General features: G+C 66.7%; 25 protein-coding genes. 15 read left to right on the forward strand and 10 right to left on the reverse strand.

What is annotated here, in order from left to right:
• Positions 1-5 precede the first annotated feature (5 nt).
• Positions 6-401, forward strand: coding sequence for a DUF1284 domain-containing protein (locus APS40_RS05710; RefSeq protein WP_442855863.1), 396 nt, complete (start codon positions 6-8; stop codon positions 399-401).
• 195 nt (positions 402-596) lie between these two features.
• Here APS40_RS05710 and APS40_RS05715 read toward each other — a convergent pair whose 3' ends face one another.
• Positions 597-1,334 carry a 3-hydroxybutyrate dehydrogenase gene (locus APS40_RS05715; protein ID WP_055046139.1) on the reverse strand — a complete coding sequence of 246 codons (738 nt, stop codon included), beginning with the start codon at positions 1,332-1,334 and terminating at the stop codon, positions 597-599.
• 11 nt (positions 1,335-1,345) lie between these two features.
• Positions 1,346-1,936, reverse strand: a complete 591-nt coding sequence (locus APS40_RS05720; RefSeq protein ID WP_055046140.1) for a helix-turn-helix transcriptional regulator — start codon at positions 1,934-1,936, stop codon at positions 1,346-1,348.
• Between the two features lie 79 nt (positions 1,937-2,015).
• Here APS40_RS05720 and APS40_RS05725 point away from each other — a divergent pair, with 79 nt between their 5' ends.
• Together APS40_RS05725 and APS40_RS05730 are read left to right on the forward strand one after the other, a co-directional pair.
• Positions 2,016-3,944 carry an acetoacetate--CoA ligase gene (locus tag APS40_RS05725; RefSeq protein WP_082434212.1) on the forward strand — a complete coding sequence of 643 codons (1,929 nt, stop codon included), beginning with the start codon at positions 2,016-2,018 and terminating at the stop codon, positions 3,942-3,944.
• A complete protein-coding gene (locus APS40_RS05730) occupies positions 3,941-5,116 on the forward strand; it encodes an acetyl-CoA C-acetyltransferase (protein WP_055046141.1) in 1,176 nt (391 codons plus the stop codon). Before APS40_RS05725 ends, APS40_RS05730 begins: the two co-directional genes overlap by 4 nt.
• Before the next feature lie 348 nt (positions 5,117-5,464).
• Here the strand turns inward: APS40_RS05730 and APS40_RS05735 are convergent, their stop codons facing one another.
• Entirely contained in the window at positions 5,465-5,941 is a 477-nt protein-coding gene (locus tag APS40_RS05735; RefSeq protein ID WP_055046142.1) for a MucR family transcriptional regulator, read from the reverse strand.
• Positions 5,942-6,144: 203 nt separating this feature from the next.
• On the opposite strand from APS40_RS05735, the gene APS40_RS05740 reads away from it, so the two are divergent.
• From APS40_RS05740 to APS40_RS05755, 4 genes are all read left to right on the forward strand, one after another.
• Positions 6,145-8,106 (forward strand): BTAD domain-containing putative transcriptional regulator, encoded by a 1,962-nt coding sequence (locus APS40_RS05740; protein ID WP_082434213.1) that lies wholly within the window; start codon positions 6,145-6,147, stop codon positions 8,104-8,106.
• Between the two features lie 19 nt (positions 8,107-8,125).
• Positions 8,126-8,344, forward strand: a complete 219-nt coding sequence (locus tag APS40_RS05745) for a hypothetical protein (protein ID WP_055046144.1) — start codon at positions 8,126-8,128, stop codon at positions 8,342-8,344.
• Positions 8,345-8,434: 90 nt separating this feature from the next.
• Complete coding sequence (locus APS40_RS05750) at positions 8,435-9,553, forward strand: YcaO-like family protein (protein WP_197279445.1); 1,119 nt, start codon at positions 8,435-8,437, stop codon at positions 9,551-9,553.
• Positions 9,550-10,245 carry a TfuA-like protein gene (locus APS40_RS05755; RefSeq protein WP_055046146.1) on the forward strand — a complete coding sequence of 232 codons (696 nt, stop codon included), beginning with the start codon at positions 9,550-9,552 and terminating at the stop codon, positions 10,243-10,245. The genes APS40_RS05750 and APS40_RS05755 overlap by 4 nt, the downstream gene beginning before the upstream one ends.
• 12 nt (positions 10,246-10,257) lie before the next feature.
• Here APS40_RS05755 and APS40_RS05760 read toward each other — a convergent pair whose 3' ends face one another.
• Positions 10,258-10,524, reverse strand: a complete 267-nt coding sequence (locus APS40_RS05760; RefSeq protein ID WP_156342843.1) for a protein usg — start codon at positions 10,522-10,524, stop codon at positions 10,258-10,260.
• A gap of 169 nt (positions 10,525-10,693) precedes the next feature.
• On the opposite strand from APS40_RS05760, the gene APS40_RS05765 reads away from it, so the two are divergent.
• Together APS40_RS05765 and APS40_RS05770 are read left to right on the forward strand one after the other, a co-directional pair.
• Positions 10,694-11,092, forward strand: a complete 399-nt coding sequence (locus tag APS40_RS05765; protein ID WP_055046148.1) for an iron chaperone — start codon at positions 10,694-10,696, stop codon at positions 11,090-11,092.
• 97 nt (positions 11,093-11,189) lie between these two features.
• Positions 11,190-11,408: a hypothetical protein gene (locus APS40_RS05770; RefSeq protein WP_055046149.1), complete on the forward strand. Its 219-nt coding sequence runs from the start codon at positions 11,190-11,192 to the stop codon at positions 11,406-11,408.
• A 31-nt stretch (positions 11,409-11,439) separates the two neighbouring features.
• On the opposite strand, the gene APS40_RS05775 is transcribed toward APS40_RS05770, so the two are convergent.
• The gene (locus tag APS40_RS05775; protein WP_055046150.1) at positions 11,440-12,366 is read right to left on the reverse strand and encodes an AraC family transcriptional regulator; all 927 of its coding nucleotides are present in this window, start codon (positions 12,364-12,366) and stop codon (positions 11,440-11,442) included.
• A 211-nt stretch (positions 12,367-12,577) separates the two neighbouring features.
• Between APS40_RS05775 and APS40_RS05780 the strand changes: the two genes are divergently transcribed.
• The 5 genes from APS40_RS05780 to APS40_RS05800 all read left to right on the forward strand — a co-directional run bounded on the left by APS40_RS05780 (position 12,578) and on the right by APS40_RS05800 (position 18,558).
• Positions 12,578-13,327, forward strand: a complete 750-nt coding sequence (locus APS40_RS05780; protein WP_055046151.1) for an alpha/beta fold hydrolase — start codon at positions 12,578-12,580, stop codon at positions 13,325-13,327.
• A 183-nt stretch (positions 13,328-13,510) separates the two neighbouring features.
• Positions 13,511-13,936 carry a YciI family protein gene (locus APS40_RS05785; protein ID WP_055046152.1) on the forward strand — a complete coding sequence of 142 codons (426 nt, stop codon included), beginning with the start codon at positions 13,511-13,513 and terminating at the stop codon, positions 13,934-13,936.
• Between the two features lie 47 nt (positions 13,937-13,983).
• Positions 13,984-15,195, forward strand: coding sequence for an RNA polymerase sigma factor (locus APS40_RS05790; protein ID WP_335338179.1), 1,212 nt, complete (start codon positions 13,984-13,986; stop codon positions 15,193-15,195).
• 118 nt (positions 15,196-15,313) lie between these two features.
• Positions 15,314-17,377 (forward strand): ATP-dependent helicase, encoded by a 2,064-nt coding sequence (locus APS40_RS05795; RefSeq protein WP_055046153.1) that lies wholly within the window; start codon positions 15,314-15,316, stop codon positions 17,375-17,377.
• Between the two features lie 44 nt (positions 17,378-17,421).
• A complete protein-coding gene (locus tag APS40_RS05800) occupies positions 17,422-18,558 on the forward strand; it encodes a winged helix-turn-helix domain-containing protein (protein WP_055046154.1) in 1,137 nt (378 codons plus the stop codon).
• Positions 18,559-18,784: 226 nt separating this feature from the next.
• On the opposite strand, the gene APS40_RS05805 is transcribed toward APS40_RS05800, so the two are convergent.
• The gene (locus APS40_RS05805) at positions 18,785-19,477 is read right to left on the reverse strand and encodes a pentapeptide repeat-containing protein (protein ID WP_055046155.1); all 693 of its coding nucleotides are present in this window, start codon (positions 19,475-19,477) and stop codon (positions 18,785-18,787) included.
• A gap of 141 nt (positions 19,478-19,618) precedes the next feature.
• On the opposite strand from APS40_RS05805, the gene APS40_RS05810 reads away from it, so the two are divergent.
• Complete coding sequence (locus APS40_RS05810) at positions 19,619-20,065, forward strand: porin (RefSeq protein WP_082434215.1); 447 nt, start codon at positions 19,619-19,621, stop codon at positions 20,063-20,065.
• 66 nt (positions 20,066-20,131) lie between these two features.
• Here the strand turns inward: APS40_RS05810 and APS40_RS05815 are convergent, their stop codons facing one another.
• The 4 genes from APS40_RS05815 to ftsH form a co-directional block, all read right to left on the reverse strand.
• A complete protein-coding gene (locus APS40_RS05815; protein ID WP_055046157.1) occupies positions 20,132-20,887 on the reverse strand; it encodes an outer membrane protein in 756 nt (251 codons plus the stop codon).
• A 320-nt stretch (positions 20,888-21,207) separates the two neighbouring features.
• On the reverse strand, positions 21,208-22,551 hold the full coding sequence (gene glmM, locus APS40_RS05820) for a phosphoglucosamine mutase (protein ID WP_055046158.1): 1,344 nt from the start codon (positions 22,549-22,551) through the stop codon (positions 21,208-21,210).
• A gap of 183 nt (positions 22,552-22,734) precedes the next feature.
• A complete protein-coding gene (locus APS40_RS05825; protein ID WP_055046159.1) occupies positions 22,735-23,580 on the reverse strand; it encodes a class I SAM-dependent methyltransferase in 846 nt (281 codons plus the stop codon).
• A gap of 111 nt (positions 23,581-23,691) precedes the next feature.
• Entirely contained in the window at positions 23,692-25,626 is a 1,935-nt protein-coding gene (gene ftsH, locus APS40_RS05830) for an ATP-dependent zinc metalloprotease FtsH (RefSeq protein ID WP_055046160.1), read from the reverse strand.
• Between the last annotated feature and the right edge of the window lie 82 nt (positions 25,627-25,708).

Raw genomic sequence — 25,708 nt, forward strand, 5'->3', positions numbered from 1 at the left:
ATCACCTGCTTTGCCTCCTCACCTATGTAGGCAAGGGCTACAGCGCGGCGTTCACCGCCAACTATGACGCCATCGCCGCGCGCATCGGCGCCGGCGAAGACGTGCTGATCGTCGCGGGGCCGGACGATATCTGCGCCCCGCTGCTGGACGAGGCCGACCCCCATTGCCACCGCGACAGCGTCATCGAACGCGACCGCCTGGCGCTGCGGGATCTGGGTGAACTGCTCGATGAGCCGCCGCAGATCGGCGGGTCGGTGGCGCTAAGTCAGGCCATCCTCAGGCAGATGCGCCAAGCCTTCGCTGCCGGCCGCACCCGCGCGGCCTGCGCAGGGTGCGAGTGGCACAGGCTGTGCACCGGCATTTCCGCGGGCGGCTATGCCGGGGTGATTGTTGCAGCCTGACACCGACGGTGGTCTCGCGTCCCCTCGCCCCTCTGGGGAGAGGGCCAGGGTGAGGGGCGCCAAGCGCACTCGCGGGAGTGATTGCCGCCTGCCGACTTGGACCTCATCCAGTGCTTGGCGCCCCTCACCCCGCGGCCCGCCGCCCTCTCCCCAGGGGGCGAGGGGGCGGTGTGGCGCCGTCGGCGCAAACCAGCGCTATCGCGCCGTCCAGCCCCCATCGATGGCAATCGTCGTGCCGGTGATCGAGCGCGCCGCGTCGCTGACAAGATACGAGGCCAGGCCCGCCACCTCCTCCGCCTCGACGAAGCGCCGCGTCGGTTGCGAGGCGAGCATGATGTCGCGAATCACCGCCTCGCGGCTGAGGCCGTGCACTTTCATCTGGTCGTCGATCTGCTTTTCCACCAGTGGCGTGCGGACATAGCCGGGGCAGATGGCATTGGCGGTGACCCCGGCTTCGGCAACCTCGAGCGCCACGCTCTTGGTGAGGCCCACCAGGCCGTGCTTGGCGGCGGTGTAAGCGGATTTGAACGGCGAGGCGATCAACCCATGCGCCGAGGCGATGTTGACGATGCGGCCCCAGCGGCGCTCCACCATGCCCGGCACCGCGGCCTTGATGCACTCGAACGAAGCATCGAGGCTGAGGGTGCGAACCAGGTCCCAGTCGGCCCGGGCGAACTCGGCAACCGGGGCCACCTTCTGCGCGCCGGCATTGTTGACCAGCACATCGAGCCGGCCGTAGCGGGCGATGACGTCGGCGACCAGTTGCTCGCCGGCGCCCGGCTGCAGCAGGTCGGCGCGGAAATAATCGTCGGCCGACCGCTCGACGATGTCGTGATAGGCGATGCGGAATCCGTCGGCCGCGAGCCGGGCCGCAATGGCCGAACCGAGGCCTCCCAATGCGCCGGTCACCAGCGCCGTCTTCTGCTCGGTCATCGCCCTTTGCATCACCCTTCCCTCTCGTTGAACCATGCCATCAGCTCGGCGCCGTTGCGCACCCCGATGGTCTTCATCAGCCGGGCGCGATGCGCCTCGACGGTGCGTCGCGACAGCCGCAGCTCGGCGGCAATTTCGGCGCTGGTGCGGCCCTGCGCCACCAGCATCAGGATCTGGCGCTGCCGCCCGGTGAGCACGTGCTCGGTGGGCAGAATGCCGCGCTGCATCGGCTCGAAGCAGTAGATCGCCTCGGCGAACGGATCGTCCGGCGTATTGGAGCGGCCATGCACCCGGCACCACAGCGTGCTGCCATCCTTGCGGCGCATCACCCGCTCGTCGAAATAGATGCTGCCGGCCGCCAAGTGGGCGCGCCACAATTCGCCCACCCGGACGAAATCGCCGACGTCCTGGTAGAGCTGCCGGAAGCTCGCGCCGATCATCTCGGCGCGCTCATAGCCGAACAGCGCCGCGAACGGCGCATTGCAATCCCTGATGATGCGGTGGGCGGCGAACACGATGGGCACCGGGATATCGGCAAGCGAGTAACCGAAGCCTGCCGCACCGGGGTCGGCCTTGCCAAGACTGCGAGGGAGGAGGTGCATAGGGTAGAAATACGACTCCTTGTCGAGGCGGCACAAGCTCTAGCGTCGCCTCAAACGGGAGGCGCAAATACTCTGGCAGATGGACCCGGCGCGTCGGCGCGATACCTTGCTTTGGCAGTTCGCCGAACTGACCCATGCTGGCCATGGCTGCGCCCCCGACGACTATTGGGGCCTGCACCGCTGGTCGATCAGCGAGCCCGGCCCGTTCTGGAGCACCGTGTGGGATTTCTGCGGCGTCATCGGCGACAAGGGTGAACGCCTGCTTGCGGATGGCGAGCTGATGCCCGGGGCGCGGTTTCTGCCCGATGCGACGCTGAACTTTGCCGAAAACCTGCTGCGGCTGGATGGGCCGACCGACGCCATTGTCTTCCGCGACGAGGCTGGCGCGCGGCGGCGCTGGAGCTGGGCTGAGCTGCGCGCCACCGTGTCGCGCCTGCAGCAGGCCCTGCTCGGGCTCGGTGTCGGGCCCGGTGACCGGGTGGCCGGAATGCTGCCCAACCTGCCCGAGACGGTGGCGATGATGCTGGCCACCGCCTCGATCGGCGCCGTGTGGTCGTCCTGCTCGCCCGATTTCGGACCGCGCGGCGTACTCGACCGCTTCAGCCAGATCGCGCCGAAACTGTTCGTGACGGTCGATGGCTACCACTACAACGGCAAAGCGATCGATATCGGCGCGACCGTCGCCGAAGTGGCGGCAGCACTCGCGCCGGCCCGGACGGTGGTGATCGACCTGCTCGGCCGCGCTGCCGAGACCAGCACGCGCATCGCAGGTGCGGTGACGCTGTCGGCGTTCCTCGCGCCCCATGCCGCCGCGCCGGTGCGCTTTACCCGCCTGCCGTTCAGCCAGCCGCTGTTCATCCTGTTTTCGTCCGGCACCACCGGCAAACCCAAATGCATCGTCCACTCCGCCGGCGGCACGCTGCTGCAGCATCTGAAGGAACACCGGCTGCACTGCGACGTGCACGAGGGCGATCGGGTATTCTACTTCACCACCTGCGGCTGGATGATGTGGAACTGGCTCGTCTCGGCGCTGGGCTGCGGCGCAACGCTCTGCCTCTATGACGGTTCGCCCTTCCATCCGGCGCCGACCCAGCTGTTCGACTATGCCGAAGCCGAGCGCTTCACCCTGTTCGGCACCTCGGCGCGCTATCTCGATTCGGTGCGCAAGCTCGGGCTGAAGCCGCTCGAGACGCATGACCTCGCATCGGTGCGCGCCATCCTTTCGACCGGCTCGCCGCTCGCTCCCGACTGCTTCGATTTCGTCTACGCCAACATCAAGCCCGACGTGCATCTCGCCTCCATCTCGGGCGGCACCGATATCGTCTCGAGCTTCGTGCTGGGCGTGCCGACCCTGCCGGTGTGGCGCGGCGAGATCCAGGCGCCGGGGCTCGGCCTCGCCGTCGATGTCTTCGACGAGGACGGACGGCCGATGCGTGAGGGCAAGGGCGAACTGGTGTGCCGGGCGCCCTTCCCTTCCATGCCGATCGGCTTCTGGAACGACCCCGACGGGGCGCGCTATCGCGCTGCCTATTTCTCGCGCTTTGCCGGCGTCTGGGCGCATGGCGACTATGCCGAGTGGACCGCGCACCAGGGCATCATGATCCATGGCCGCTCCGATGCGACGCTGAACCCCGGCGGGGTGCGGATCGGCACCGCCGAGATCTACGCAGTCGTCGAGGAACTGCCGGAGATCGACAGCACGCTCTGTATCGGCCAGGACTGGGAGGGCGACACCCGGGTCGTGCTGTTCGTCAAGCTGGTGCCCGGAGCAATGCTGGACGAGCCGCTCCGGCTGCGCATCCGCAACGCCATTCGCGCCGGCGCCAGCCCGCGCCACGTGCCGGCCAAGCTGATCGCCGTGGCCGACCTGCCGCGGACCCGCTCGGGCAAGCTGACCGAGCTGGCGGTGCGCGATGTGGTGCACGGCCGGCCGGTGCGCAATATCGAGGGCCTCGCCAACCCCGAGGCGCTGAAACTGTTCGAGAATCTTGCGGAGCTCAGCACGTGACCAACCCCGTTCATATCGTGGCGGCCCGTCGCACCCCGATCGGCCGCTTCATCGGCGGCTTCGCCGAGCTGAGCGCCAGTGCGCTGGGCGCCGTCGCGGTGCGGCAGGTCCTTGCCGACAGTGACGTCGACCCCGCTTCGATCGACGAGGTGATCATCGGCCAGGTGCTGACGGCAGGCGCCGGCATGAATCCGGCACGCCAGGCAGCGATCGCCGGCGGCCTGCCGATCCTTGTACCGGCCTTCACCGTCAACAAGGTCTGCGGCTCGGGGCTGAAGGCCATCCACCTCGGCGCCCAGGCGATCGGCGCCGGCGATGCCGAACTGATCCTCGCCGGCGGCCAGGAGAGCATGACGCAGGCCCCGCATCTGTTGGCCGGGCGTCGCGCCACCAAGCTCGGTGAGATCACTGCCACCGACAGCATCATGGTCGACGGGCTGGTCGACCCCTTCCACCACGTCGCCATGGGGATCACCGCCGAGCGGCTGGCGCAGAAATTCGCCATCTCGCGCGAGGCGCAGGACGATTTTGCCTTGGCCTCGCATCAGAAAGCCGTCGCTGCCGCCGCGGCCGGGCGTTTCGCCGCGGAAGTCGTACCGGTCAACGTTGCCGAACGGCGCGAGCAGCGCCTCGTCGCAGCCGACGAACAGCCTCGCGCCGACAGCACGCCAGCGGCGCTGGCCAAGCTGAAGCCGGCGTTCGATCCTGCCGGCAGCGTGACCCCCGGCAATGCCGCCAGCCTCAATGACGGCGCCGCAGCAGTCCTGCTAGCCTCCGAGGCCAGGACGGCGCAGCTCGGATTGACCTCGCTCGGCCGCATCGTCGCCTGCGCCGCGGCGGCGCTCGAACCGATGGAGATGGGATTGGGCGCCGCGACCGCTGCCCAGCGGGCGCTGCAGCGGGCCGGCTGGCGCTCCGCCGACCTCGAGCTGATCGAGCTCAACGAGGCCTTCGCCGCCCAGGCGCTCGCCGTGATGCGGACCATGGATTGGGGGCCCGACCGGGTCAATGTGAATGGCGGCGCGATTGCACTCGGCCACCCGATCGGTGCATCCGGGTGCCGCGTCGTGGTGACGCTGCTCCACGAAATGCAACGCCGCAACGTGCGGCGCGGCCTCGCTACCCTTTGCATCGGAGGCGGCCAGGGCGTCGCCGTCTGCATCGAGCGTTAACGCCGGTTGCGCCGGCAGTTGCGCTGACATGCAGCTGACGGCGCGCATAACGCCGACGTCACGCCGGCCTGCCTAACATGCTCCCTGCATAGGGAATTCGGGTCCTGTGTCCTACTGCTCCCTCCCCACCAAATGGAGGGGGCAGTTTTTGCAACACTACCGGGCGAGTCGTCGACTTGCCCCGGGGCGAAGGCGCGGCCGTCACCACGTGGAGTCTTCATCGAGAAGGTGAAAGACGCCGAGGTCGCCGGCCTTGAGGTTGCCGCGATCTTGGCGTCATGAATATGTACGTGCGACAGAACCGGCGCCACGAGGACGCCGGTCTGATTTGTCGCCTGGCGTGAACCGTCAGGAAACGATCTTGGCGCGACCGCGCGTTGCAGTCGCCTTGGGCTTGCGGCCAAGGCCGATGGTCTTGGCGAGACGCGAGCGGGCTTCCGAGTAGGTCGGGGCAACCATGGGATAGTCGACCGGCAACCCCCATTTGGCCCGGTATTCCTCCGGGGACATGTCGTATTCGGTTCTGAGATGACGCTTCAAAGACTTGAATTTCTTGCCGTCTTCGAGACAGATCAAGTACTCCGGCGTGATCGATTTCTTCACCGGCACGGCGGGCCGGAGCTCGACGACTGCCTCGGGCTCGACCATCCCGCCGAGACCGCTCAGCGTTGCATGCACCGTCGCGATCAGCTTCGGAATGTCGCTGGCGCTGAGTGCGTTATGACTCACATACGCGCTGACGATATCGGCGCTCAGCTCGATCAGTTGGGAACTCCTAGCGTCCGCGATTGCCGCCGCAGCCAGGTTCGATGTTCCTGATTCCATTCGTCCCTCGATATTGTTGCCTAGGTTTCGGGTCCTATATGCGGGACACTGCGGCCCACCTGCCGCGTCTCCTCGCAGTTATTGTGCTAGCGCATCGCCCGCGGGTAGCTTACTTGGATGCGTTATCTAGCCGTTACGTGGCTACGCTTTGCCCTTTACTTCGTCAAGTAAACTTCCACCTGTTCCGTCGGATCAATTGAGCAATGCCGATCACTTCTATGCGTGAAACGGTCAGCCTGCAGCTCCTGGGGACTCCGGTCCTCCGGCTGGCGGATGGTTCGGCAGTAAAGCTGCGCCAGAAGGCGTATGCGCTTGCGGCCGTGCTGTATCTGGACTTTTCGAATCGTGCCCGCCGCTCGGCGCTGGCAGAACGCACCTGGGAAAGCAGCACTGCCGAACAGGCGATGACCAACCTGCGTCAGACGCTGCTGCATACGCGCGAACTCGAAGGCAGATACGGGTTCGAACTGTTCGATGCCGATGCCACCGAGATCGAGCTGAACCGTGACGTCATTCTCGATCTGCGCGAGATCGGCCGAATCCGGACTGCCGAAGACGCGGCGGAACTGGAACGTCTTGTTGCACTCTATCGCGGAGAATTGCTGGCCGGGGTGACTGGCGTCGGCAGCGAGTTCGACCAGTGGCTAGCGCTGGAACGCACCCGCATCGAAAACCAGTTCGCCACCCATGCCACCGAGGCCGCGCTGCGCATTGGCGGCCGCGGCGCCCATTCGGCGTTGTTCCGCCTCGCCGAGCGCCTGCCCTATTCCGATGTGGTGTGCCGCGCCACCATCGAGCTGTTCCGGTCCGAGAACAACGAGAGCGGCGCCCGCGCCGCCTATGCCGCCTTCCGCAATCGGCTGCGGCACGGGCTCGGCATGGAGCCGGCGGCCGAGACCGCTGGCTTGTTCGAACCGGAAAGCGAAACCACGACCCCGGCGCAACCGCGCACCGCCGACCACCGCCGTCCCCTGGCAGACGAGGATCGCGCGCGGCTGAGCTTCGTGCCGCGCGTCGTGCTGCTGCCGCCGCTGCAGGATTTCAAGCAGGCCAGCGTGCCCAAGCATCTCGCGCCGGCGCTGGTCGAAGATGTGACGATCGGGCTGTCGCGGCTGAAATCGGTGTCGGTGATCGCGCCGCACACCGCCTGGCAGCTCGACCCGTTCACCGCGCTCGACGAGGTGCGGGCGCATCAGATCGACTATGCGGTCGAGAGTCGTATCGCGCCGCATTTTGCCACCGACGGCCTGTCGCTCGCTATCCGCCTGGTGCGAGCCGCCGGGCGCGAGATCGTCTGGGCCGACAAGTTTGCCTTCTCGGCGCTGACCGCGCCCGAGCGCTACTGGGATTTCACCAACGGCGTCGCCCGCGCCCTCGCCGAGTCGATCGAGACGGCGGAACTGCAGCGTGAGCGCACGCTGCGCGACGCCAATGCCTATTCGCACTACCTGGCGGGGCGGCAGAACCTGCGGACCTTCGATCTCCCCAAGATCCGCCGCGGCCGCAAATCGCTGCGCATCGCCCGCGATATCGAGCCGGAGCAGGCCACCATCGAGAGCGCGCTGGCCCGCTCCTACGTGGTGGAATGGGTACTCCGCTCGGGGTCGGACAAGGCGCTGCTCGACAAGGCGAAACTGCACGCCGAACGCGCCGTCTCGATCGACCCCAATGACGGCACGGCCTACCGCGAACTGGGTCGCGTGGCGTTGTTCGACCGCGATCTCGACCAGGCGCTCGTGCATATGTCGACGGCCGCCGAACTGGCCCCCAACCACGCCGATATCCTCGCCGATTTCGCCGACACGCTGGCCCACAACTCCAACCATCGCGAGGCGGAGGAAAAGATCTCCGCCGCCATGCGGCTCAACCCGATCCCGCCCGACGAGTACCTGTGGACGCTGGGCGGCATCAACTTCTTCCGCGGCCGCTTCGAGGAAGCCCTGGCCAACCTGACCCAGATGCGTAACCCCGAGCCCGCCTATCGGCTGATGGCCGCCGCCGCTGCCATGGCCGGCCAGATGGAGCTGGCCCGGCGCTATCGGTTGCAAGCACTTAGATTGCAACCGGATTTTACAACCGCTCGTTGGCTATCCCGAGTGCCGCAACGCGATCCCTCCGATGTCGATCTGTATATAGACGCATTGCACAAGGCCGGTTTCAAGTAGGCCGCAAGGAGATGTACTTATGCGTTACGTTATCATTGGACAGAAAGATTCTGAGCAGTTGCTGGTTGTCGATACCCAGCTGATGACTGTGACCCCCGTTGACCAGGCCGCCGTGGTTCCGGCCGAAGTCCGCTCCGCGCTCCAGTCGGGCGATGCGCTCGTCGACGGCATCAACATTGCCGTGGCTGCCGGCAACCGCGCCGACGGCAGCGCTGCCTGGTTCTACAACGCCAAGTAAGTCTTGAATTTCGGAGCCCAGCTCCGCCCGGCGGCCGATCCGGCGCCGGGCGGCACGCGAAATCCCGCGGCCCTGCTGCGGGATTTGTCATTGCACTTTGACGGACTGGGGATCACCCGGCTGGCCAACCAGACCGGCCTCGATCGCATCGGCATCCCCTGCTACGCGGCGATCCGGCCGAATTCGGCGACCCTCGCCAGCCACCAGGGCAAGGGTATCGACGACGTTTCGGCGCAGATTTCGGCAGTGATGGAAGCGGCCGAGTACGCTGTCGCCGAAGCGCCCGAGACGCCGCAGCATCGGCTGACCCTCACGGAGCTGCGCGAGGCCGGATACGACTGGCTCGACCCTACCCCGCTGCTGCCGGCCGGCACCTCGATCGACACGGCGCTGCCGATCCGCTGGGTCGAGGGCTTTGCCCTCGGTAGCGGATCGCCGGTGCTGGTGCCCTATGATGCGGTCGTGCTCGGCACGCCGCCGCGCGAGCTTCCGGGCCTGTCGCAATCCAGCAACGGCGTCGCTGCCGGCAGTGCGTTGTCCGGCGCCCTGCTGCACGGCCTGTGCGAAGTCGTCGAGCGCGACGCGGTCTGCCTGTGGAGCTACAAGTCCGACGCCGCGGCCGAAGCTACTGCCATCGCTCCCGCCGCCTTCGGCGATGGTGACGTCAATGCCCTGTCCGCCCGGATCGCCCGCGCCGGTTTTCGGCTGCGGCTGTTCGACCAGACCAGCAATATCGGCGTGCCGGTGATCTATGCCGTGCTGTTTCCCGCCGATGGCGCCGACCGCCATTTCGACGTGGCGACGGGGGCGAGCTGCCACCCGGTGGCGGCGGTGGCGGCGCGGCGTGCCATCGTCGAGGCGGCGCAGACCCGCATCACCAATATCGCCGGCGCCCGCGACGACATCGTCGCCGGCGAATACGACCAGCAGCTCGGTCGCAGCCTCGCGGTATTGACCCGCGACGCGCCCGCCACCCGCGCTGCGCCTGCCGGCCTCCGGGCCGGCGCCACCGAACGCCAGCTGATCGCAGCCCTCGAGGCAGGTCTGGCCCGGGTCGGTCTCAACCGCATCATCGTCGTCCCGCTCGGCGGCGCGCGGTTCGGCATCGAGGTCGCACGGGTGTTCGTGCCCGGGCTCGAGGATCGGCTCACCAACAGCAACTGGCGCCCGGGTTCGCGCGCCACCGCCGCCATGCTGGGGTTCCTGTGAAAGTCCTGTTCGTCGGCCCCTCGCTCTGCGGCCAACCCTATGATCGCAGCGGCCTCGAGGTGCGGCCGCCGGCCCGCCAGGGCGACCTCCATCGGGCGGTGCTGGACGGCGCCGATGCCATTGGCCTCGTCGATGGGGTTTTCGGCTTCGTGCCCTCGGTCTGGCACAAGGAGATCCTCCATGCCCTCAAGCAGGGCATCGCCGTACTGGGCGCCGCCTCGATCGGCGCGCTGCGGGCCGGCGAGTGCGCCGCCTTCGGCATGCAGGCGATCGGCCCCATCGCCGAGAGCTATGTGACGGGCGCCCGCAGCGCCGATGCCGATGTCTGCCTTGCCCATGCGCCGGCCGAACTGGATTTCATGCCGCTCAGTGAGCCGCTGGTCGATGTCGAGGCGACCGTGGCGGCCATGGAGGTGACGCCGAGCGAGGCGATTGCGCTGCGGCTGGCGGCGCAGTCGCTGTATTTTGCCGACCGGACGGTCGAGGCCATGGTCGCCGAGGCCGGACTGCCGGCCTCCTTCGCCGACCGCTATCGCGCCGCACGCGTCCGCGCCAAGGCGGCCGACGCGCTGCTGCTGGTCGAGCGGCTCAGAGCCCTGCCACCGGGCCGCGGACCGACGCCGGATTGGAGCTTCGTCCCCTCCGGGCCGTGGCGCAGCTACCTCGCGGAGCTGGCCGGCGAGGCCGCCTGAATGCCGCCCGAGCTAGTGCCGCACGCCGTGCAACGCCCGGATCTCGACCGGATGGATCAGCCGGGCATGCGCCACCGTCACCGAATGCAGCGGCCCTTCGATCTGTTGCTCCCAGAAGGCGAGGAACTTCCTGAGGCTGGGGAACTGGGGGAACACGTCATATTGCTGCCAGACGAAATCCTGCAGCAACTCCAGGTGGTCGGGCACGCGATAGATGATCTGTGCGGTGGTAAGGCCAAACCCTTCGCTCTCGGTTTGGCGGTTGGTCGACAGCGGCATCAGGCACCTCCGATGCGCGGGCGACCGGATGAGCATGAGGCGACGTCGCCCGCATGACTCCATCATGACGGCAATAGCTTAACAATTTCAATAGGATAGCAGCAATCACAAGAGAGTGCTGACAGCGTGGCCCTAGCTGTGCGAGGCTGGCGCTCGAGCGGAGGCGACCATGCCCGGTTCGATGCCAGAGACCACCCGCAGCTTTCTCGCCGGCTTGCCACCCGAGCAGCGCCTGGCGCTCGAGCATCTGCGAGGGGTGATCATCGCGGCGGCGCCGACTGCCGAGGAATATGTCGGCTACGGCATCCCGGCATTTCGCCAGGACGGCGCGCTGGTATCGTTCGGAGCGGCGCGGCGCCACTGCGCGCTCTATGTGCAGAGCCCGGCGGTGATGGCGGCGCATGCCGAAGCGCTTTCGGGTTTCGACACATCCAAGGGCACGGTGCGCTTCCGGCCCGACAAGCCGCTGCCCGATGAACTGGTCGCCCGCCTCGTCAAGGCGCGTCTCGCTGAGAACGCGGCGCGCCGGGCCCGCAAGGGGCCGGCATCGGCAAACTGCGGGACCTGACTTTCGCCGGGAACGGCGCAATGGTGGGTGCTTAATCGCTTTCGAGGTTGGGCAGACTGCCCCCTTCTGCCTCAAGGCGCGCAACAGGGAGGTTGCGATGGCGACGGTGGTACGACTGTCCCGCGAACAGATCGATCAGATGTTCGTCGAGATGGAAGAGATGGAAAACAGCCTGAAGGCGATCCACGCCGAGCTGATCGAGGCAAACGTCTCCAAGGCGACGCTCAACCGCTTCGCCCGCATGCACGACCGCTACACCTCGGGTGTCGCCTTCCTGATGAAACAGCGCGACCTCGGCAAGACCGAAGGCAACTGACCGACCGGCGTCGACGGGCGAGGCCGACAAGCTAACCCCGTCGCACCAGCGCCGGCGGATGGCCGAACTGTGCCTTGAACGCGCGGCTGAAGGCGGCGTCGGACTCGTAGCCGATGCGACGTCCGACATCGCTCACCCGCGTATCCGGGCGCTTCAGCATCTCATTGGCAAGCAGCAGGCGCCAGCGCGTCTGGTAGTGCAGCGGTGCGGCACCGATCAGGGTGGCGAAGCGCTCGGCGAAACTCGAGCGCGACATGCCGGCAATGCCGGCGAGTTCGGCCACGCTGCGGTGCCGGAATGGCGCGTCGTGGATGGCTTTGAGCGCCCGGCTGATGCGAATGTCGGCGAGGGCGCCGAGCCAGCCGCGGTTTTCGGGCGGCGCAGTCCGCACCCAAGTCCGCATGGCGCGGATCACCAGGATGTCGATCAGTCGCGAGATCATCAGCGACGAGCCGGGATGCGGCTGCCTGGCCTCGGCGAGGAGGAAATGCGCGATGCCTTCGACCCAGGCCTCCTCCTCGCTGCGCAACGCCTTCGAGATATGGATCAGCGAGGGCAGCACGGCCAGCATGGTCGGCATGTTGTCGCCCTCGAAGCGAAAGGCGCCGGTGATCAACTGGGTCCGCCCGCCATTGCCGCCGAGCCGGATGGCGAGTTGGTCGTCGCGCATCTGCGCCGCCAGCACCTCGCCGATCGGGATCGGCGGCGCGCCATCGACCCCGATGCTGTGGCCGCTCCCCTGCGGCAGGACGATCAGGTCGCCCGCCTCGGCGATCACCCGCTTGCCGTCGCTGGCCCGCACCTCGAACGCGCCTTCCGACACCACGTGGAAATAGGCTGAACCGGCTTCGAACTGCAGTGCCCAGGGCGCCAGCAGCTCCGCCGAAAAGATCAGTTCCCCGCGCAGGCGGATCAGCGTCAGCACCTGCGACAGCAGGTCGACGCGTGAGGCCATCATTGGGAAAGCGGCTTCGGATTCCGGAGCATGAAGTCCGGAGGCGCGATCATGGTTGTTCACCGCCCTGACCTCTATCTTTCCGGTGTCACTTGGCGAGGAAGTTCAACAATCCTCGGCCGAAACGCAAGATCAGATTTTTGAAGCTCGGCGCCAGCCAGCGGCAAATCGACTTTGCCGATCGTCCAACTCGCCCCAGCAAATGGAGATGAAAATGAAGTCTGTTCTGTCCGCCGTCGTGTTCAGCGCCGCCGCTGTCGGTGCTGGGAGCGCGACTCTCGCCCAGGAGCCCGCCAGGAATATCGTCCTGGTGCACGGCGCCTTCGCCGATGCTTCGAGCTGGGACAAGGTCGCCGGGATCCTTTCGGCCAAGGGTTATTACGTCACCCAGGTCGCCAACCCGCTGACCTCGCTGGCCGACGATGTCGCGGCCACCAAAGCTGCCCTCGACGCCCAGGACGGCCCGACCGTGCTGGTCGGCCATTCCTGGGGTGGCGTGGTGATCGGTGAGGCCGGCGCCGACGCCAAGGTCAAGGCGCTGGTCTATGTTTCGGCTTTCGCGCCGGACAAGGGCGAGACGCTCACCAAGCTGCTGTCCAACGGCGCACCCAGCGAAGGCGTCAAGGCGATCCGTCCCAACGCCGAGGGCGGCCTGATCTTCGATCCCGCGCGGTACCCCGCTCTGTTTGCTGGCGACCTGCCGGTGGCGGAAGCCGCGGCCAATGCGACCACGCAGTTGCCGTCGAACCCGGCGAACTTCGACGCCGTGGCGGAGGTCGCTGCCTGGCACGACAAGCCGAGCTTCTACGTCGTGACCACTGAGGATCTGGTGTTGCCCCCCGACGCACAGCGCTTCTTTGCCGGCCGCATCGGTGCCACCGTCACCGAGATCGAGGCCAGCCACTCTGGTCTCATCTCGAAGGCCGAAGATGTCGCCAAGGTGATCGAAGCTGTAGCGCAGTGACGCGCGCCGCGGCGGCAGCGCCGACCCGGCCGGTCGACGCTGCCCATGACCTGCGTTCGGGGCGGCAGCGGGTAGCGCCCCGCCCCGATCGTTGAAATAATGTGGGTAACGGTGTCCCTTCTCGCGCCCCTCGTTCGTCGCTCTGGCACCGGTTCGATGAGGCCGGCAACAAGGAGTCGAACAATGCGTGTAATGGTGTTGGGCAAGGCCAGCGAAACCGGCGAAGCGGGGGCGCCGCCGAGCCGGGAGGCCTTCGAGGCCATGGACCGGTTCACCGAGGAACTGGTGAAGGCCGGCGTGCTGGTCGCCGGCGCCGGCCTCAAATCCGGTGCCGAGGCGCGGCGCATCATCATCGATGGCGATCGCCGCACCGTCATCGACGGACCGTTCGCCGAGACGCGCGAACTGGTCGCCGGCTTCCAGATCTGGGAGGTCAAGGACATGGACGAAGCCATCGCCTGGGCCAACCGCTACCCAAGCGTCGCGCCGGGCAGGAACGAGATCGAACTCCGGCCCTTCCTCGAAGCCGCCGACCTCGTCGGGCTGGTGACCCCCGAGGAGCTCGAGACACCACGCCAGGGCGAGCGCGGCAAGCTCGGCGTCATCTGAACAGCGAGCGGCTTGCCTTCCTGAACGCCGAGGCCGAAAACGGAGGCATGAGCGCACACGATACGCATCGCGCGATCGAGGCCACCTTCCGCATCGAACGGGCGAGGCTGGTGGCGGGCCTGGTCCGGCTGGTGCGCAGCATCGATCGAGCCGAAGAGCTGGCGCAGGATGCGCTGGTGATCGCGCTCGACAGCTGGCCGAAAACCGGAGTTCCCGCCAATCCCGGCGCCTGGCTGATGACGACGGCCAGGCGCCGCGCCATCGACGCCATCCGGCATGAGCGGATGCGACTGCGCAAGCACCCCGAGCTCGTGCATGCCCTGGACCAGGCCCCGGACGATGCCGCCGCCGCGATCGATGCCGCGCTCAGCGATGACCTCGGCGACGAATTGCTGGGGCTCATCTTCGCGGCCTGTCACCCGATGCTGTCCGCCGATGCCCGGGCCGCCCTCACCCTGCGGGTGGTGGGCGGATTGAGCATCGACGAGATCGCCCGGGCCTTCCTCGCCAACGAGGCCGCCATCGCCAAGCGGATCGTGCGCGCCAAGCAGGCGATCGCCACCGCCGGCCTTGGCTTCGAGGTGCCGCGCGGCGCCGAACGGGCCGCCCGCCTGCCCTCGGTGCTCGAGGTCATCTACCTGATCTTCAACGAGGGCTATGCCGCCACCGCCGGCGACGACCCGATCCGGCCGGGCCTCTGCCTTGAAGCGTTGCGGCTGGGTCGCGTGCTTGCCGGGTTGCTGGCCGACGACCCCGAGGTCTTCGGCCTCGTCGCCCTGATGGAGTTTCATGCCTCGCGGCTCCCTGCCCGCATCGGCCCCGATGGCGCCCTCGTTCCCCTGCCCGACCAGGACCGGACGCGCTGGGACCAGCTGCTGATCCGCCGCGGTCTCGACGCGCTGGCCCGCGCCGAGGCTCTGGGCCCGACGGCCGGCGGTTGGGGCCCCTATGTGCTGCAGGCGGCGCTGGCGGCCTGTCACGTGCGGGCCCGCACGGCCGCCGAAACCGACTGGTCCCGTATCGCCGGGCTCTACGATCGCCTTCGCCTGATGACCCCGTCGCCCGTCGTCGTCTCAATCGCGCCATCGCTCATGGCATGGCCTTTGGTCCAGAGGCTGGCCTCGGCCTCCTCGAGCAGTTGGCCGACGAACCGGCGCTCCGCGACTACGCCCCACTGTCGGCGGCGCGCGGCGACCTGCTGTTCCGCACCGGCCGGCTCGAGGAGGCCCGCGCCGCATTCGAGGCCGCCGCACGGCTGACGCGGAATGCCCCGGAGGCGGCGTTCCTGCTCCGCCGGGCCCGGGCCTGTGCCGGGTGAATTGCGAACAAACCGCGAATAGTGCTTCCTGATCCCCACCGTCAGACGGATCGATTCGCGTGCAGACTGCCCCGGCCTCCCACTATCTCGACAAGCTGAACCCCGAGCAGCGACAGGCGGCGGAGCATCTGGGGGGGCCGCTGCTGGTGATTGCCGGGGCCGGCTCGGGCAAGACCAACACGCTGGCGCACCGGGTGGCGCACCTGATCGTCAACGGCGCGGATCCGCGCCGCATCCTGTTGATGACCTTTTCGCGCCGCGCCGCCAGCGAAATGCAGCGCCGGGTCGAGCGGCTGGTGGCGCAGGTGATGGGCCCCAAAGCCGGCGTGATCACCGACGCGCTGAGCTGGGCCGGCACCTTCCACGGCATTGGAGCGCGGCTGTTGCGCGAACATGCCGAGCAGATCGGCCTGACCCCCGGATTCTCGATCCACGATCGCGAGGATTCCGGCGACCTGATCAACATCATCCGGCACGAGATGGGGTTCTCGGAGGCCAAAAAGCGCTTTCCCACCAAGGGCACCTGCCTCGCCATCTACTCGCGCGTGGTCAACGCCCAGGACGATCTCGACGCGGTGCTGAAAGAGGCGTTTCCGTGGGTCGCCATGTGGGGCCCGCAGCTGCGCGAGCTGTTCGCCGCCTATGTGGAACAAAAGCAGCGCCAGCAGGTGCTCGATTACGACGACCTGCTGCTCTACTGGGCCGCCATGATGCGCGAGCCTTCCATCGCCGAGGACCTGGGCGGCCGTTTCGACCATGTGCTGGTCGATGAATACCAGGATACCAACCGGCTGCAGGCCTCGATCCTGCTCGCCCTGAAGCCGGCCGGCGACGGGCTGACCGTGGTCGGCGACGACGCCCAGTCGATCTATTCGTTCCGCGCCGCGACCGTGCGCAATATCCTCGATTTTCCGGCGTCTTTCAGCCCGCCGGCCCGGATGGTGACGCTCGACCGCAACTACCGCTCCACCCAGCCGATCCTCGAGGCGGCCAATGCGGTGATTTCCGAGAGCAAGGAGCGCTTCACCAAGAACCTGTGGACCGAGCGGCAGGCCACCGAAAAACCGCGGCTGGTGACGGTGAAGGACGAGGCGAGCCAGGCCCGCTACGTGGTCGAGAGCATTCTCGCCTGCCGGGAGGGCGGCACCGCGCTGAAGCAGCAGGCCGTGCTGTTCCGCACCTCCTCGCATTCGGCCGAACTCGAGATCGAGCTGACGCGGCGCAACATTCCATTCGTCAAGTTTGGCGGCCTGAAATTTCTCGACAGCGCCCACGTCAAGGACATGCTGGCGCTGCTGCGCTTCGTCGACAATCCGCGCGACCGCGTCGCCGGCTTCCGCGTGTTGCAGTTGCTGCCGGGCGTCGGACCCGGCGCCGCCGGCAAGCTGCTCGATCGCATGGCCGAGAGCCCCAACCCGCTGCTCGCCCTGCTCGACGCCCCTCCGCCGCCGCGTGGCTCGGAGGGCTGGCCGGCGCTGCTCGAAGTGGTGCAGCACCTGGGCCAGGGCGGTGGCGGCTGGCCGGCCGAACTGCTCAGGGCGCGCATGTGGTACGAGCCATTGATGGAGGCGGTGTACGAAGATGCCGAGGTCCGCAAGGAAGATCTCTACCAGCTCGAGCAGATCGCCGCAGGCTATCCGAGCCGCGAGCGCTTCATCACCGAGCTGACGCTCGATCCGCCCGACGCCACCTCCGACCAGGCCGGCGTGCCGTTGCTCGACGAGGATTTTCTGATCCTCTCCACCATCCACTCGGCCAAGGGCCAGGAATGGAAGAACGTGCATGTGCTCAACGTCGTCGACGGCGCCATCCCGTCCGACCTCGGCACCGGTTCGACGCACGAGCTCGAAGAAGAACGGCGGCTGCTCTACGTGGCGATGACCCGTGCCCGCGACGAGCTGCACCTGATGGTGCCGCAGCGCTTCTACGTGCACCAGCAGGCGTCCTATGGCGACAAGCACGTCTATGCGCAGCGCAGCCGCTTCATCACCAAGGCCATGCTGCCGCTGTTCGACGACATGTTCTGGCCGGCAGTGAAACCGGCGGCGATCAGTGGCCTCGCCGCCCCTGCGGCGCCCCGCATCGATGTCGGCGCGGGGCTGCTGGCGATGTGGAAGAAATGAAACACTGACATCCCCTGGCAGGATGATGGGGTAGACGTGTCAGCATGAAAAAGCCGCTCAACCTAACCCTGCCGCACGCCCGCCGCATCTGGCTGCACGCCCAGCGCCTCGACGAGCGCGCGCCATTCGGCGCCGGGCCGGAGGCCACCCGCAAGGCGGTCGAGCACCTGGGCTATGTGCAGATCGACACCATCAATGTCATCGAGCGGGCCCACCACCACATCCTGTTCACCCGCATTCCGAACTATCGGCGCAGCGACCTCACGCATGCGCAATCGGTCGACAAGTCGGTATTCGAATATTGGACGCATGCGCTGGCCTATGTGCCGGTGCGCGACCTGAGATTCTACATCAGCGAGATGAAGCAGCATCGGAGCGAACCGATGCGCTGGTACGCCGATGCCGACCCCAACGACCTCAAGAAGCTGCTGCGCCAGATCCGGAAGGACGGCGCCATCTCGATCCGCGACATCGACACCGACGAGCTGGTGGAAAAAGACCACCCATGGGGCAGCCGCAAGCCCTCAAAGCGCGTCCTGCAATACGGCTTCTACTCGGGCGAGCTCACCATCTCCGAGCGCAACGGCATGGTGAAGACCTACGAGCTGATGTCGCGGCACTTCGGCACGCTGCCCAAAGCCGCCACCGAACGGCAGATCGAGACCTACCTCCTCGATCGGGCGCTGCGGGCACAGGGCCTGATCAGCGGCCCGTCGGTGATGCACCCCAAGCTGCGCTTCACCTCGGAACTGGCCAAGCAGATCGACAGCCGGCTCCGCCGCAAGGCGCTGCTGCCGGTCACCATCGGCGATGATCCGACGCTGCATTACGCCACGCCCGAAGCCATCGAAACGCCGGCACCCGAGGGCCCGCCGCTGGTCCACATCCTCTCCCCGTTCGACCCCCTCGCCATCCAGCGCCGCCGCACCAGTCTGTTCTTCGGCTACGATCACGTGTTCGAGGCCTACGTGCCCAAGGCCAAGCGCAAGTTCGGCTACTTCACGCTGCCGGTGCTGGCGGGCGACGAGATCGTCGCGGCGCTCGATTTGAAGACCGATCGCGCCGCCGGCAAGGTGCTGATCCAGGCCTGGCACTGGGTCGGCAAGGGTAACGCCGCCGAGCACAAGGCCATGCTCGAGGAGGAGCTGGGCCGGTTCGAACGGTTCCAGCTGGGCGAGTAGCCCGGCAAACCACGGACCGTGCTTCCCCTCGCCCCCTCGCCCCTCTGGGAAGAGGGCCGGGGTGAGGGCGCCAGGCTCTCGTCCAGTGGGGCCAAGCACGTAACAATCGCCTGTCCGGTGTGCTTGGCTACCCCTCACCCTGACCCTCTCCCCAAAGGGGCGAGGGGACGCGCGTTGCGCAGCCGGTGCCATCCAGGACCGATGAGGACGAGGCGGTGGTGACGCGCTACCGCGCCCGTACCTTGAGCCCGGTCTGGCTGAGGATCAGTTCCGCCTGAGGCGCCGACACCAGCGCGCCCTTGAACCGGCCCGCCTGGGCGAGGATCGACAGCCCGCCCAGATCGGCGCCGCGCAGGTCGGCATTTTCGAACCGGGCCTGCTCGATATTGGCTTCGCGGAGCGAACAGTTTTCGAATGTCGCCTCGCGGAAATCGCATTTGGCGAGGTCCGCCGAGCTGAGATCGACACCGACCAGCGTCTCCTTGCGGAAATTGAAGCCCGGCAGCTTGGCCGAAACCAGCAGCGTATTGGTGAAGCGCACATCCAGCGACTTCGCTTCGGTCAGGTCGCAGCCGGTCAACTTGCAATCCTCGAATGTCGCTGACGACAACGTCGCACTGCGAAAGCTGGCATTGTTGAAGTCGGAGGCGCGGAAGACCGCATCCTCGAGATTGGCGCTGTTGAACAGCGCGAAGGCGCCACGACAGTTGAGGAACTGTGCGAGCTCGAGCTCGGTCTTGCCAAAATCGGTACGGGCGACGCTGCAGCGTTCGAACACCCAACCGGTGAGATCGAGATCGGCGAGCCTCGCCTCATCTAGGGTGCAGCCCGCGAGCCGAACCGGGTCGTTCCCGGCGAGGCCGGCGATGTCGTCCCGAGTGAGCACTCGGTCCGCAATGGTGAGACTGGGCGGATTCATACCCGGCTTTTAGCGGTTGCCGCCGAGTCGGTCGACGGCAAGGTCGAACTTGCCATTCGTAGTAACAATTTGTCCCGTTACTTGTTCTTGCGCCCCGTCGATCTTTGGAGATAATGCCGTCGTTAATTGGGGCAAATCATCATGCGTATTCTTATTGTCGCCGCAGCTTTTGCGGCTCTCCTTGGCACGTCCCCGGCATCCGCTGCGGTGGAATATGTCCGGGTCTGCAATGCATACGGGATCGGTTGGTTCTACCTGCCGGGCACCGACACCTGCTACAACGCCAATACTGGCGAGACCAAACGGATGACCGAGAACGGCGTCGTCGAGGGTGAGACCAAGATGCTGGAGCAGGTGCGCGATGCCAACGAAGGCGTGGCGCTGAGCCTCGCCCTGCCGACGGCAGTCGTCGATGACGGCAAGACCTTCGGCGCGGCGGTGAATTTCGGCACCTTCAATGGCGAAAACGCCATCGGTATCGGCGGGGCGTTCGAGGCCGCTGACGGGCTCACCATCACCGGAGCGGTGGGCCTCGGTCTTGGGCGCGGCACCGCCGGCGGCCGCGCCGGCGTCAACTATTCCTGGTAGCAGAAACAAGGAACGGCGCCCTTCTGGGCGCCGCTCCGTTCGAACTGGTGTGGCTCTGACGGCGACTTAGTTGAAGCGGTAGCGGACTGTGCCGCGCAGCTCGTGGATCCAGTTGTTGTCGATCTCGTAGTAGCTCTCGCTCGTCGGATCGGTGGGCGAGTTGTTGATCTGGTTGATGTAGAGGCCGCGATAGCCGACATCCGCCACCCAGTTGCCCATGTCGTAGCCGACGCCGACCATGACGGCGGCCGCAGCACTGACATTGCCGCCGGTCGGAACCGGCTGGGTGACGCCGAGCGGCGAGTTGATCTCGGCGTGGTTCCACGCCACGCCGGCGCCCGCGCCGACATAGCCGAAGGCGCCGCCGGCGCCCGAGGAATAACTGAAGTCGCCGCCGAGACCGAAGTCGTAATAGACGTTGGCGAGTGCGACGGTGGAACGCAGCATGAGCGTATAGTCACCAGCGTCGCCGATCGGAGGGGGAGCACCGGTCTTGGTGATCATCAGCCCCTTGGTCTCTACCGAGTCGATCGTGCCGTCGAAACGGAGGCCGGTTCCGGTTTCATAGCCGAAGCCGGCGCCCCAGCTGTAGCCGTAGCCATATTCGGCAATCGGATCGACGTCGCTCGCATCCCACGGATGCTTCACTTCCGGGGCCCAGTGCCAGTTCAGCGCCGCCGAACCGCGCAGATAGAACGAACCGCCGATGTTGTAGTCGACTTCGGGGATTTGGGGGTATTCGGGCATGTCGGCCGCCATCACGGGGCCGGCGAGCAGCAGCGCGGCTCCTACCGCGGCCGCCGAGGCGAGATATCTACGCATATTGCAGGGTCCTTGTTGCCACCACGACACCAGTCGAGTGGCCACATCCTGCCTGGCTTTTCTTAAAACCCGCTTAACCCTAACGGATAACCCTAATAGCCGGTGAAGCAGAAGCGTTAACGAAGTCTTGGCGTCAGGTCGCGGTTACTTGAAGCCGGCGGTGCGGGTTGACCCCACCCCTGTCCCCCTCCCCTCAACAGCAGATCGCATATGGGAAGCGCCGGATGGGGATGCAGCAAACGCGGGTGGCTCCTCGCGCCCCCCTTGGAGGGCACGATAGGTCAGCCACCTCCCCATTACTGACCCACCAGAATGGCGCTCTACGCCACTTTCTTGATCGTCGCGGCAATCTCGCTGACGATGGCGGCGACCAGCCCCTCGTCATCGCTCTCGGCCATCACCCGGATGACCGGCTCGGTGCCCGACGGGCGGATCACCAGGCGACCGGCATCCCCAAGGCGGGCCTGGCTCTCCTTGATCGCCTGCTGCACCAGCTTGTGTTCGAGGGGCTTGCCCTCCTTGTAGCGCACCGACTGCAGCAGCTGCGGCACCTTATCGAAGCGCTTGCAGACTTCCGACACGGCCCGCCCGGCCTGCTTGGCGACCGCCAGCAGCTGCAGGCCGGCGATCAGCCCGTCGCCCGTAGTGGTGAAGTCGGTGAGGATGATATGGCCGCTCTGCTCGCCACCGACGTTGAAGCCTTTGGCGCGCATCGCTTCGAGCACGTAGCGGTCGCCCACCTGGGTCCGCTCGAGGCTGAGCCCGATACCGCCCAGGTAGCGCTCTAGCCCGAGATTGCTCATCACCGTGGCGACCAGCCCGCCGCCCCGCAGCTCGCCGCGGGCGTGCCAGGATTGCGCGATCACCGCCATGAACTGGTCGCCATCGACGATTTCGCCCTTCTCGTCGACGATGATCACCCGGTCGGCGTCGCCGTCGAGCGCAATGCCGATATCGGCGCGCAGCTCCTTCACCTTGGCGATCAGCGCCTCGGGGGCGGTCGAGCCGACCTTGTCGTTGATGTTGAAGCCGTCCGGTTCGTTGCCGATGACGAACACCTCGGCGCCCAGTTCCCACAGCGCCGTCGGCGCCACCTTGTAGGCCGCGCCATTGGCGCAATCGAGCACCACGCGCAGGCCCGTGAGGTCGATGCCCTTGGGCATGGTGCGCTTGGCATATTCGATGTAGCGGGTCTGCGCCGCCTCGTCGCGATGCGCCCGCCCGATATCACGGCCGACGCTGAGCCGGCCCAGCATGTTGGAATCCATCAGTTGCTCGATATCGTCCTCGAGCGCGTCACTGAGCTTGTAGCCGTCGTGGCGGAACAGCTTGATGCCGTTATCGTCGAACGGGTTGTGCGAAGCCGAGATCATCACTCCGAGGTCGGCGCGCAGCGAGCGGGTCAGCATGGCCACGGCCGGAGTCGGCATCGGGCCGAGGAGGTAGACGTCCATGCCCACCGCAGTGAAGCCGGCCGTCAGCGCGCTCTCGATCATGTAGCCGGAGCGGCGCGTGTCCTTTCCGATGACGACGCGATTGCGATGGTCGCCGTTGACGAACTTGAGGCCGGCCGCCATGCCGACTTTCATCGCAAGCTCCGGCGTCAGCTTTTCGCCGTTCGCCAGCCCGCGAATGCCGTCCGTGCCGAAATACCTGCGCGCCATGAGAAGCCCTCGAATTGGGTTGGCGCCAATCTAGCGCCAGGCCCCAAGCATACGAAATAGATTGGTGCCGTTTCGTTAACCGGGCAATCGGGGCGGATATACGGCTGGGCAACGGATGGCCCAAGGGCTGTTGCAGCGGCGCCTGGCAGTCGACTTACCTACTGCATACTGCGGACTGCCGCTTCAGCGCCGCTCCAGCGTCATGAACCGATACGTGTTGTTGGCGACAAACAGTTCGGGCGTGCGGTACTCGGCCCGCAACCGATCGGCGATGCGCTGGCGCTCCCTGGCGCCGACGAACAGGCCATAAGCTCGCGTCGCCAGCCAGTGGGTGAACGGGCGCTTCTCCTCGAGCAGCTCCCCGAGCTGGGCGACCACCGGGGACAGCACGTCGCGATAGAGCATCCGGTCGATCTCGATCGATGGCGCGGCAAGCGCCGTCACGTCCTCGTTGCTGGTGATCGCGAATTCCGATGCCGCCACGGCTCGCTCGAACTCCGAGTAGCGGTGCCCGCCACCGATCGCCCTGCCCCCTTTGAAGCCATCGCTGCGGAAACAATCGGCGATCACCACCCGCCCCCCCGGCGCGAGCAGCACGCCGAGCTTGGCGAACGACGCCGCGAGCGGAATGTACTGGTAGCTCTCGGAAAACAGGCAGACGTCGAACTGCCGGTCGGGGGCAAAATCCTCGAGCCGCGACAGATGCACCGTAGCGGCGCCGTTGAGCGATTCCCTCGCGATGCCGACCTGGACCTCGCTCGGCGTCAGCATCTCGACCGCATAGCCCAGCGAGGCCAGCCGGCCGGCCATGGCGCCGGTGCCGCCACCGATGTCGAGGATGCGTGCCGGCGCCGGCGGCAGCAGCGCCAGCAGCTTGTCGACATAGCGCTCCTGCGCCTGCCTGACCTTGGGAAAGCTCGGCGCCTCGCCGTCGAGCCACAAGCCGTAATGCAGCCATGGCGTGTCGGCGAACACCTTCAGCATGCGGGCGAACAGGTCGAGGTCGGCGTGCTTCTTGGGCAGCTTCAAGTGGTTGGCTCCAGTTGACCGGAGGGGTTTGCGGCAGCCCGGCGCAAAACACAACCGGAAACAAAAAGGGCCGCCCCCGTGGGGCGGCCCTGATCATGGTTTTTGGCAAGCTTAGCTGCCCGGCTGCGGCTCGGGCGCTCCGCCCGGCTCGGCGTCCGGGCGCTTCTTGCCCGTCTTGCCGGCAACCGGCACGCCCGTCGATTTCACCGGCGGATCGGTGTCGGACGGACGCATCGGCGTCTTGCCTTCCATCAGCCCGCGGATCTCATCGCCGGTCAGCGTCTCGTACTCGATCAGCGCCTGCGCGATGGTGTGCAGGTCGTCGATATTGTCGCGGATCACCTTCTGCGCGGTCTGGTAGCCATCCTCGACGAAGCGCTTCACCTCGGCGTCGACCAGTTGCTGGGTCTCGTCCGACATGTGGGTATTGCGCTGCATCATCGAGCGGCCGAGGAACACCTCGTCCTGCGCATCGCCGTAGAGCAGCGGGCCGAGCTTGTCGGACATGCCCCACTCGGTCGCCATGGCGCGCGCCAGGCCCGTCGCCATCTTGATGTCGGCGGAGGCGCCCGAGGTCACCTTCTCGTAGCCGAAGATCTCTTCCTCGGCGACGCGCCCACCCATGGCGACGGCGAGGTCGGCATAGGCCTTGCGGCGGGTCAGCGACACCTGGTCACGCTCCGGCAGGCGCATCACCATGCCCAGCGCACGACCGCGCGGGATGATGGTCGCCTTATGGATCGGATCGGACGCGTCCATCTTGATCGCGAGCAGCGCGTGCCCGGCTTCGTGATAGGCGGTGAGCTTCTTGTCTTCCTCGGTCAGGCTGAGGGTGCGGCGCTCGGCGCCCATCATCAGCTTGTCCTTGGCGTCCTCGAACTCGCTCATGGTGACGAAGCGCTTGTTGCGGCGCGCCGCCAGGAGGGCACCCTCGTTGACGAGGTTCATCAGGTCCGCGCCGGAGAATCCGGGCGTACCGCGCGCCAGCACCTTGAGGTCCACATCGGGAGCCAGCGGCACCTTGCGCACATGCACCTTGAGAATCTTCTCGCGCCCCTGCACATCCGGGTTCGGCACCACGACCTGGCGGTCGAAGCGGCCCGGACGCAGCAGCGCCGGATCCAGCACGTCGGGGCGGTTGGTCGCGGCGATGAGGATGATGCCCTCGTTCGCCTCGAAGCCGTCCATCTCGACCAGCAGCTGGTTCAGCGTCTGCTCGCGCTCGTCGTTACCACCGCCGAGACCTGCGCCACGGTGACGGCCGACGGCGTCGATTTCGTCGATGAAGATGATGCACGGGGCATTCTTCTTGGCCTGCTCGAACATGTCGCGGACGCGCGAAGCACCCACGCCGACGAACATTTCCACGAAGTCCGAACCCGATATGGTGAAGAACGGCACATTGGCTTCGCCGGCGACGGCGCGCGCAATGAGCGTCTTACCGGTACCCGGCGGGCCGACCAGCAGCACGCCGCGAGGGATCTTGCCGCCCAGCCGCTGGAACTTGCCCGGATCGCGCAGGAACTCGACGATCTCCTCGAGGTCCTGCTTGGCCTCGTCGACACCGGCGACGTCCTCGAAGGTGATCTTGCCCTGCGTCTCGGTCAGGAGCTTGGCGCGCGACTTGCCGAAGCCCATGGCACCGCCGCGGCCCCCACCCTGCATCTGCCGGATGAAGAAGAACCACACGCCGATGATCACCAGGAACGGCAGCCACGAGGTCAGCAGCATGCCCCAGAAGGGGCTCGATTCCGGCTGCTGGGCCGTGATCTGCACGCCGCGCTGCTCGAGCCGCGAAATGATGTCCGAGCCCTGCGGCGGCAATACGGTCTGGAACTTGGTGCCGTTGTTCAGCACGCCCGAGACCACGTCGTTGGTGATGGTCACCGACTGCACGCTGCCCGCATCGACATCGGAAACGAACTGGCTGTAGCTCTTGTCCGTCGTCGAAATCGACTTGGTCGACGACTGAAAGACCTGAAACAGGCCCATCAGCATGAACAGAATCACCAGCCAGATGGCGAAATTCCGGAAATTGACGTTCATCAATCCTGTCCTGAAGTCCGGCACGGGAGAGGCCGGAGAGTTGGGGCGAATGTAGGCCTCGCTCCTGGGCCTTACAAGGTAG

This window comes from Devosia sp. A16 (genome assembly GCF_001402915.1).
In the GTDB taxonomy this organism is placed as follows: Bacteria; Pseudomonadota; Alphaproteobacteria; order Rhizobiales; family Devosiaceae; genus Devosia_A.

Bases quoted from the DNA above. Each gene is read 5' to 3' on its own strand.
- APS40_RS05715 (WP_055046139.1), bottom strand. From the start codon at position 1,334: ATGACCGAGCAGAAGACGGCGCTGGTGACCGGCGCATTGGGAGGCCTC.
- APS40_RS05720 (WP_055046140.1), bottom strand. From the start codon at position 1,936: ATGCACCTCCTCCCTCGCAGTCTTGGCAAGGCCGACCCCGGTGCGGCA.
- APS40_RS05725 (WP_082434212.1), top strand. From the start codon at position 2,016: ATGGACCCGGCGCGTCGGCGCGATACCTTGCTTTGGCAGTTCGCCGAA.
- APS40_RS05735 (WP_055046142.1), bottom strand. From the start codon at position 5,941: ATGGAATCAGGAACATCGAACCTGGCTGCGGCGGCAATCGCGGACGCT.
- APS40_RS05740 (WP_082434213.1), top strand. From the start codon at position 6,145: ATGCCGATCACTTCTATGCGTGAAACGGTCAGCCTGCAGCTCCTGGGG.
- APS40_RS05745 (WP_055046144.1), top strand. From the start codon at position 8,126: ATGCGTTACGTTATCATTGGACAGAAAGATTCTGAGCAGTTGCTGGTT.
- APS40_RS05760 (WP_156342843.1), bottom strand. From the start codon at position 10,524: ATGCCGCTGTCGACCAACCGCCAAACCGAGAGCGAAGGGTTTGGCCTT.
- APS40_RS05765 (WP_055046148.1), top strand. From the start codon at position 10,694: ATGCCCGGTTCGATGCCAGAGACCACCCGCAGCTTTCTCGCCGGCTTG.
- APS40_RS05770 (WP_055046149.1), top strand. From the start codon at position 11,190: ATGGCGACGGTGGTACGACTGTCCCGCGAACAGATCGATCAGATGTTC.
- APS40_RS05775 (WP_055046150.1), bottom strand. From the start codon at position 12,366: ATGATGGCCTCACGCGTCGACCTGCTGTCGCAGGTGCTGACGCTGATC.
- APS40_RS05780 (WP_055046151.1), top strand. From the start codon at position 12,578: ATGAAGTCTGTTCTGTCCGCCGTCGTGTTCAGCGCCGCCGCTGTCGGT.
- APS40_RS05785 (WP_055046152.1), top strand. From the start codon at position 13,511: ATGCGTGTAATGGTGTTGGGCAAGGCCAGCGAAACCGGCGAAGCGGGG.
- APS40_RS05790 (WP_335338179.1), top strand. From the start codon at position 13,984: ATGAGCGCACACGATACGCATCGCGCGATCGAGGCCACCTTCCGCATC.
- APS40_RS05800 (WP_055046154.1), top strand. From the start codon at position 17,422: ATGAAAAAGCCGCTCAACCTAACCCTGCCGCACGCCCGCCGCATCTGG.
- APS40_RS05805 (WP_055046155.1), bottom strand. From the start codon at position 19,477: ATGAATCCGCCCAGTCTCACCATTGCGGACCGAGTGCTCACTCGGGAC.
- APS40_RS05810 (WP_082434215.1), top strand. From the start codon at position 19,619: ATGCGTATTCTTATTGTCGCCGCAGCTTTTGCGGCTCTCCTTGGCACG.
- APS40_RS05815 (WP_055046157.1), bottom strand. From the start codon at position 20,887: ATGCGTAGATATCTCGCCTCGGCGGCCGCGGTAGGAGCCGCGCTGCTG.
- glmM (WP_055046158.1), bottom strand. From the start codon at position 22,551: ATGGCGCGCAGGTATTTCGGCACGGACGGCATTCGCGGGCTGGCGAAC.
- ftsH (WP_055046160.1), bottom strand. From the start codon at position 25,626: ATGAACGTCAATTTCCGGAATTTCGCCATCTGGCTGGTGATTCTGTTC.